General features: G+C 40.7%; 7 protein-coding genes. All 7 read left to right on the forward strand.

The window, feature by feature from the left end; genetic code table 11:
• Nucleotides 1-68: 68 nt before the first annotated feature.
• Nucleotides 69-218, forward strand: coding sequence for an SE1561 family protein (locus tag GLW00_RS20510; protein ID WP_167356021.1), 150 nt, complete (start codon nt 69-71; stop codon nt 216-218).
• A 112-nt stretch (nt 219-330) separates the two neighbouring features.
• Complete coding sequence (locus GLW00_RS11855; RefSeq protein WP_160914297.1) at nt 331-1,638, forward strand: Na+/H+ antiporter family protein; 1,308 nt, start codon at nt 331-333, stop codon at nt 1,636-1,638.
• Nucleotides 1,639-1,723: 85 nt separating this feature from the next.
• Nucleotides 1,724-2,503 (forward strand): delta-lactam-biosynthetic de-N-acetylase, encoded by a 780-nt coding sequence (gene pdaA / locus GLW00_RS11860; RefSeq protein ID WP_160914299.1) that lies wholly within the window; start codon nt 1,724-1,726, stop codon nt 2,501-2,503.
• 222 nt (nt 2,504-2,725) lie between these two features.
• Nucleotides 2,726-3,595, forward strand: coding sequence for a DNA-3-methyladenine glycosylase family protein (locus tag GLW00_RS11865; protein ID WP_160914301.1), 870 nt, complete (start codon nt 2,726-2,728; stop codon nt 3,593-3,595).
• Nucleotides 3,596-3,763: 168 nt separating this feature from the next.
• Nucleotides 3,764-5,629: a PAS domain-containing sensor histidine kinase gene (locus tag GLW00_RS11870; protein ID WP_237417489.1), complete on the forward strand. Its 1,866-nt coding sequence runs from the start codon at nt 3,764-3,766 to the stop codon at nt 5,627-5,629.
• Between the two features lie 348 nt (nt 5,630-5,977).
• Nucleotides 5,978-6,826, forward strand: a complete 849-nt coding sequence (locus tag GLW00_RS11875; protein WP_160914303.1) for a YitT family protein — start codon at nt 5,978-5,980, stop codon at nt 6,824-6,826.
• Nucleotides 6,801-7,550, forward strand: coding sequence for a GntR family transcriptional regulator (locus tag GLW00_RS11880; protein WP_335808472.1), 750 nt, complete (start codon nt 6,801-6,803; stop codon nt 7,548-7,550). Before GLW00_RS11875 ends, GLW00_RS11880 begins: the two co-directional genes overlap by 26 nt.
• The last annotated feature ends 531 nt before the right edge of the window (nt 7,551-8,081 follow it).

The following is an 8,081-nucleotide window of genomic DNA, read 5'->3' on the forward strand; positions in this document are numbered from 1 at the left end:
GGTCTTTTGACATGTACTATGATGGACGTGGTTAAAACGTGAATGATACAGAAAAGAGGTGCAGAGGAATGTCACAACAAGAAAGAATCGAGGATCTCAAAGTGCGCCTGGCGGATTTTATGGGACGTATTGAAAAGTTAGACCCGGAAGAAACTTCTGTTGAAGATATCGATCGTCTTATTTCCATGTTGGAAGACCTTGAAAAGAACATGGAATAAACAGTGAATCGTTAGAATTGACTCTCAATTATTTTGAGGGTTGATTTTTTTGCGTTCGTGCTTTATCATGATAAATCGTTAATGTATGAAAAGAATGAGAGGAGAATGCTTTATGGCATGGGCAGTTGTTGTCTCTGTCCTGGTAATGACAGTCTTAAGTTTATTACGTGTGAATGTCATTATCGCTATTCTTGCCGCAGGGCTGACCGCAGGACTCATGAACGGGGAGACTTTAGTGAGTTCATTAGAATTGCTTGTCGGCGGTATGGGCGAACAGGCAAGCGTAGCGCTTAGTTATATACTATTAGGAGCCTTTGCTGTAGCGATCAGCTATTCGGGGATTACTTCATTGCTGATTGGCTATCTGCTTCGAGTTTTAAAGGATAAACGAACAATGATGGTACTAGTCATCGCATTTGTGGCGAGCTTGTCCCAGAATGTAATCCCTGTACACATCGCTTTTATTCCTATTTTAATTCCACCATTACTGAAATTATTTGATGAAATGAAATTGGACCGCCGTGCAGTTGCGGCCGCGTTGACCTTTGGTTTGAAAGCACCTTATGTGATGTTGCCGGTCGGGTTTGGATACATCTTCCATGAAACGATTCAATCATCGATGAGCAGCAGTGGAATCGATCTTGGCATCGGGTCGATCGCTCAATCTTTGATCATTCCAGGATCAGGGATGATTGTTGGTCTTTTCATTGCTATTTTTATTACGTATCGGAAAAAACGTGAATTGCCGGATGTAGCCACAGAGGGAAACGGGTTTGAAGTAGAGAAAGTACAACCGGCCAAGTTCAACCTTCAACATTTCTGGACAATAGTCGCCATCGTTGTCACCTTAGTGATTCAAGCGGTTTGGCAGAACCTTATTTTAGCTGCACTCGCAGGAATCATCCTTATGTTCATCTTCCGGGTCGTGCCTTATTATAAAGGAGACAAGGTAATGAATGAAGGAATCGGTATGATGGGTTTCATCGCTTTTGTTATGTTAGTAGCAGCAGGATATGCAAACGTTCTGACAGAAACAGATTCTGTATCAGCTCTTGTCGAAGTCAGTTCCGCCTATCTTGGTGATAATCAAGCATTCATCGCGTTCTTACTACTTCTTGTCGGCTTAATCGTAACTATGGGTATCGGTTCTTCTTTTGCCACCATTCCGATATTGGCCGCACTTTTCGTACCCATTTGTTTGTCAGCCGGATTCTCACCAATGGCAACAGCTGCTTTGATTGGAACCGCTGGAGCCTTAGGTGATGCTGGTTCTCCTGCGTCTGACAGTACACTTGGTCCGACATCCGGATTGAATGCAGATGGAAGGCACAATCATATTTGGGATACTTGTGTGCCGACATTCTTACATTTTAATATTCCACTCTTCATCTTCGGATGGGCAGCATCGCTATTTTTATAAAAGGCATGTGGGTAATTTTCCCACGTGCCTTTTTTTATATTCATCAAAAGTCCACACATACTAAGAAAAAAGTGAGTGGTCCGTTATGTGGAAAAGAACTTTTGCCTTAGTACTGGTGTTAGTCCTCTTGATTTTGCCAAATCAGACCTTGGCTGAAGGCTGGGGTTTCAGTAAGAAGAAAGATGGTTCTGTACCTGATGTGGGAAGGTATGGGCCGATGATTGAAAAGTATGATGGGTTTTATGTGGACCCTTCGGGTGACCCGATTGTTTATTTGACATTTGACAATGGCTATGAACAAGGGTACACCGGTCAAGTCCTCGATGTATTAAAGGATAAAGGTGTGCCGGCCACTTTTTTTGTCACCGGTCATTATATTGAAAGTGCACCTGACCTTTTAAAACGGATGGCGAAGGAAGGGCATTTAATTGGGAATCATTCCTGGAGCCATCCTGATTTCACAAAAGTATCGAAGGGAAAAATGAAGCAGGAGTTAGAAAGGGTGGACGAAGCTGTCAAAGAGTTGACCGATCAGGAAGTGATGACTTTCGTTCGTCCGCCGCGCGGAACCTTTAATGAGGAAACTTTAGGGTGGGCGAAAGAATTTGGATACACTCATGCCTTTTGGTCTCTTGCTTTTGTGGACTGGGAGACAGACAAACAACAAGGATGGGAATATGCCTATCGGAGTGTTATCGACCAAATTCACCCAGGTGCTGTCATCCTGCTGCACACCGTTTCTCAAGATAATGCGGAAGCCTTGGCTCAACTGATTGATGAACTAAGAAAAAGAGGATATAGTTTTGGAAGTTTGAATGATCTTATGATCAAACAGATGGTTCCAGCGCCTGTCTGGGGACTCTGAGTTTAAACCACTGCACACCCTGTGTAGTGGTTTTTCCTTTCTAATGAGGAATGGGTGGAAGAGAAATTAAATCGAAAACAGTGGGTGGACATATGTATGTGGATGTAGAAGAATGTTTGAAAAGGGATGAAGTTGGAAATGAGTAAAAGAGGATATTAGGGCATAGTTCCCATTCTTAACAAAATATAAACAAATCGTCCGACAAAAGGGAGGAAAAACAGTTTGTGGAAAGAAAAGTTTAAAGCAAACACTTTTTATGATTTTGATTACACATTACTTCGATGGGCATTTGACCCTCTAACCCGTTTGAACAGAGAAGAACGGTGGGTGGATGTTCCAGTGAAATTAGAAGGGAATCATCACATTGTCCGTGTCCAAGGGCTCGGCACTACCGCTGATCCTTCTTTTGAAGTCTCGAGTGACAGTGAGGAAGACAAAGAAGCGTTGCTCTCCCACATATCTGATTTATTTCAATGGAATATAGATATAGAAAAAGTACACCACCACTTCTTAGATACAAGTTTGAAAACCATGTTTCAAGCACACCCGGGGACACCAATTGTGAAAGATTTTCACCTCTATGACTGTTTGATGAAAGTCATCATCCACCAGCAGTTGAATATGAAATTCGCATATACATTGAGTACGCGTTTTGTTGAAACACTGGGAACAAAAAAGGACGGAGTATGGTTTTATCCAGATCCTCAAACTGTGGCAGAGACTCCTTATGAAACCTTGCGAGAATTACAATTCAGTCAGCGAAAAGCAGAATATGTCATTGATACCTCACGTTTAATTGTGGATGGAAAGCTGGATTTGGAAGCATTAGCGAATGAATCAGATGAGGAGATTATGAAGCAACTGGTAAAGGTCAGAGGCATTGGGCCTTGGACAGCAGAAAACTGGATGATGTTCGGAGTTGGTCGACCGAACCTTTTTCCAAAAGCTGATATTGGAATACAAAATGCATTGAAGTTTTATTTTGGCTTGGAAAATAAACCGACATACGAGCAGATGGAACATTGGAGTAAGGAATGGGAACCGTATTTAAGTTATGCTTCCTTAACACTGTGGAGAAGTATCGAAGGTTGAAAAGAAACAAGAAAATGATCATAAACTTGTCTTCTGTCTCATAATTTGTAGTAAATAGAAAAATAATGTATGAATTGTTTTGAAAATATTCAAAATTGTTAAGGCTTACGTTATAATGATAACCGTACTGGAAAATATTGAACGGCAAAAAGGAAAGAGGTCTTAATATTGGTAATTAGAGAGAGGTATTCTGACCAAGTGCATAGCGGTGAAATTTTGGATGTTCTAAGTTTGAATGGTACACCTGCATGTTTACTGGATTTGCGTCTACAAACGGTTACGCTTAATCAGCAGATGCAAGGAACACTTCAACTTGAAGAGTCGGACATGTCATTCTCTCAGTGGATCCATAGTTTTGGTCACACAGGACAACAACGACTACAACAGGTTCTGCATAGTCTTCTTACAGATGGTCTCAGAGAATCGTCTGTTCAGTTGACTGATGCGAACAAGCATAAATATCAATGCAAGATGGTTCATCTGACGAATGGTCAGATTGCTTTTTCCTTGAAAAGTATAAAAGGGATGCTCGACGGCCCTGCTTCCATGACTCTCTCTTCGAATAAGCAAAAAGAAGCCACATTTTCATTGAATCAATCTGTTGGATATCAGCATCATCGGAATATGATACAAACGTTTGGATCGGAGTCTTCCCCTATGAAAAAGAGAATGATGCATCTGGTCGATAAATTCCCACACGGCCTTGCATTGATCAATCACAACTGGGAAGTTACGTATGCCAATCCGAAAATGGAAGAAATGACCGAAATTCCTTTCTTACAGAATTATTTTAAGAAGTTGTGGGATATCTTTCCGATTCGTGAACACTACTATTTCTTTCAACAGTATTTAAGAGCGATGGAAACCCAGGAAACTGTAGAGTTCGAAGGCTATCTCGAGAAAACCAATACAGATGTTCAAGTCACGGTTCACCCAACGGAAATGGGAATCACTGTTTTCCTTCAAGATATAACAGAATACAAGAATCAATTAAAAGCTTTAAGGGCGTCGGAAGAAAGGTTTGCCTTACTTGCGAATAACATTAAAGACGTCTTTTGGATCAGCCGGCCGGATTTTAAGGAGCTGCATTATGTCAGCCCAGCTTTTAAGGAAATGTTCGGAATGCCCCGCCGGGAAGCTTTTCTCGATCCGAATTCGTTGATGGAAAAAGTTCATGAAGCAGATCGGGCTTCTTTGAGGACAGCTCTAGATGAAATGGCAAAAAAAGAAAGCGAAATCGAATATCGTCTTACAGGCCCTAATGAAAAAACGAAATGGATTCGTACAAAAGGCTTCCCTGTCGAGTATTACGGAAACTCTTATGTCCTTGGTATTCATGAGGACGTGACAGGATACAAAGAGATGTTAGAACTTAAGGAAAAATCTCAACAATTGTCCACGATTACGCAAATGTCAGCTGGCATTGCCCATGAGATTAAGAACCCACTGACTGCGATTAAAGGATTCCTTCAAATTGGTGCAGCCAATCCTGAATTAAGGGATAACTACCAGGAAATCATTCTTGATGAAGTTAATCGCATAGAGGCTATCGTTCAGGATTTTATGATGTTGTCTAAGCCGAAATCGTCCATTCAGCTGGAGCAGGTAGACCCTGAGCAACTGGTTTCCTATGTGTTGCGTCTGTTAGAACCAGAAGCGAATGAAAAACAGATCTATCTTCTCTTTGATTGCGATCCTATCCAGGACAAATTCGAAACGGAACCCAAGCGCTTGAACCAAATCCTTATCAACCTTGTCAAAAATGCAATTGACGCTGTGGATCTAGGAGGAGAGGTTCGTGTAAGCATCCAAATGGCCAGCTCCCATCTAACGCTTTCCGTTAGAGATAATGGACCTGGATTAACCCCACAAGAACTTGCGAAAATAGGGGAACCTTTCTTTACAACTAAAGAAAAAGGAACCGGTTTGGGTGTGATGGTGACAAAGAAAATTGTCTCAGACCTGAATGGAGAAATTTCGTATGAAAGTCAAAAAGGATCAGGTACAAAGGTTACCGTCAAGTTACCTAAATAGAAATCTCGGAAAATCATCATCCAACACGGATGATGATTTTTTTATCTGTTTTTAGATGATCGAGGTGAAGGGAGGACAAATTCGACAAAATTAAACTAACGTAAACATTGATATCAAAATATTGCTTTATTCTTTACATGGGGTTAGATTTCATCAAATTGCGAAATTTCAGCTATCAGACTCCTTTATTTATTAGAAAATTATAAGTTCAACCGCTTACAAAAAATAAATTATATTTTTACAGTCAAAGCTGTTTACAAACGTATATATGGGCTCTATAATCCCGATTGTACTACAATTTCGTTCGACAAATTCTAACTTATTTCCACATAAAAAGGAGGCTTTCTGATGCTGAAAAAAGTATGGTCTTTTCTGTTAATGAACTTAGGTGCGCTTGGAGTTGCCATCAATGTCCATTTTTTCCTCTCACCAAATGATCTTGCCACAGGAGGAGTAAGTGGTGCTTCGATCGTTCTGAATAAAGTCATTCCTGATCTTTCATTAGGAATGATCATGATCATCTTGAACATCATATTATTTATTGTTGGTTTTATATTCCTGGGCTTTCAATTTGGTCTGAAGACCATTTATGCAAGTTTTGCTCTGTCCTTTATGGTATGGGGATTGGAAGCATTCTTCCCTATGCAGGAAGCTTTAAGTAACGACCTTCTCATTCAATTGATCATCGGCCAAATCATAGCGGCGTCAGGAATGGCGCTTGTGTTCCATCAGGGAGCCTCTACCGGCGGAACAGATATCCTTGCTATGATCCTGAATAAATTCTTTTCCATTGAGGTTGGAAAAGGCGTCTTGTTCTCTGATATTGCCATTGCAACGTCATCCATTTTTCTATTTGGACCAACTGTCGGAATGTACGCATTTTTCGGTGTCATCCTGAATGGTCTGGTTATTGACTACATGCTGCAACAATTTGAAGACAATAAAGAGATTGTCATTATTAGTCGTGAAAGTGAACAAGTCCGTTATTTCATCGTCAACCAGCTTGGGAGAGGAGCTACGATCCACCAGGCTAAAGGAGCTTTCAATCAAGAAGATAAAGAAGTTATTACAACAATTCTCAGCCGTAAGGACTATACGCGTCTAAAAAAATATATGACTGCGATAGACGAACAAGCATTCATTACGGTTCACTCAATGAATGAAATTCTTGGTGAAAACTTTAAACGTCTGGCATAAAAGGTGGGATAACATCCAGAACCGAACGTTTACTGATACGCTCAATGAGCGCCAATCCAGAACGGATGACGTCTACGAATACTTGAAGAATCATATTTTGTTTCGTCATTTACCACCAGGTACTCAACTTGTTGAAAACATGATCGGAAAAGAACTCCAAGTTTCGCGCACCCCTATTCGGAATGCAATGAAAAAGCTGGAACAAGAGGGATTAGTCAAAATTTACTCCAATCGGGGTGCCTTCGTTGTTGAACCAACGATTGAAGAAATAAGGCAGGCTTTTGATATGAGGCGTCATTTAGAAAAAATGACCCTTGAACAAATTTACGACCAGATGAACGAAGAAGATTTTTTTCAGTTGGAAGAATGGATTGAACATGAAAGAAAAACCTACGAAACCCGTGATATTCTGGAGTACCTGGATGTGAACAAGCAATTTCATATGACCCTTGCTTTAAAGACGAAAAATACGTTTTTGATTGACTTTACAGAACGAATTCTCAATCAAATTAATGTGTATTTAATGTTGTATGATGTGTTCGTAGATGAAGATCTGTACGAAGAACAGCGATTCAAAGAACATGAACTATTGCTCGAAGCATTAAAGAATAAAGACTTGTCACGCTTGCTTCAGCTGATTGACCAGCATATGGAGGAAAGCTTGAACTACATGTCATTAAGCAAAAGAAGCAACAAGATAGAAGAAAAGAAAAAGAGCCTATAGATCCAGACGTTTAAAGTCAGGGTTTATAGGCTCTTTTTCTTTGTAGGCGGAGAGTTTTTAGTGAGATACTGAAGTTTATCACTACGACTGTAATCAAAGAAGCTAGCGTATAATTGAAATTTTTCGTAATCATGGATAGAGATAAGAATGCAGCTACCATGATGGCGGATATAAGTATTAACTGATACTTGCTGAGTCCAGGCTGTTTGCGGACGGGGCGAGCTTCCACTGCTGATCACTCCCTGTTTATGCTTACACGTATTATAAGAATAGTTAAAATAATTTGTCAATTAAAGTATATGTACCATACCCTCAATTACTCCTCTTTATTCAACTAACTGGCAGGATTGTGGAAGACTCAGTTTCGAGACATTTATTGAGTGCATGGGGGCGGAGGGGAATGACTCGCTTTCCGCGGGAGCGCGGTGAGCCTCCTCGGACTGCGTCCTGTGGGGTCTCACCAAGCACTTTTTTCCCGCAGGAGTCTCGCCATTCCCCTCCGCCCCTTTGCCAAGGAAGATTCTCGAAAAC

This window comes from Halobacillus litoralis (genome assembly GCF_009856445.1).
In the GTDB taxonomy this organism is placed as follows: domain Bacteria; phylum Bacillota; class Bacilli; order Bacillales; family Halobacillaceae; genus Halobacillus; species Halobacillus litoralis.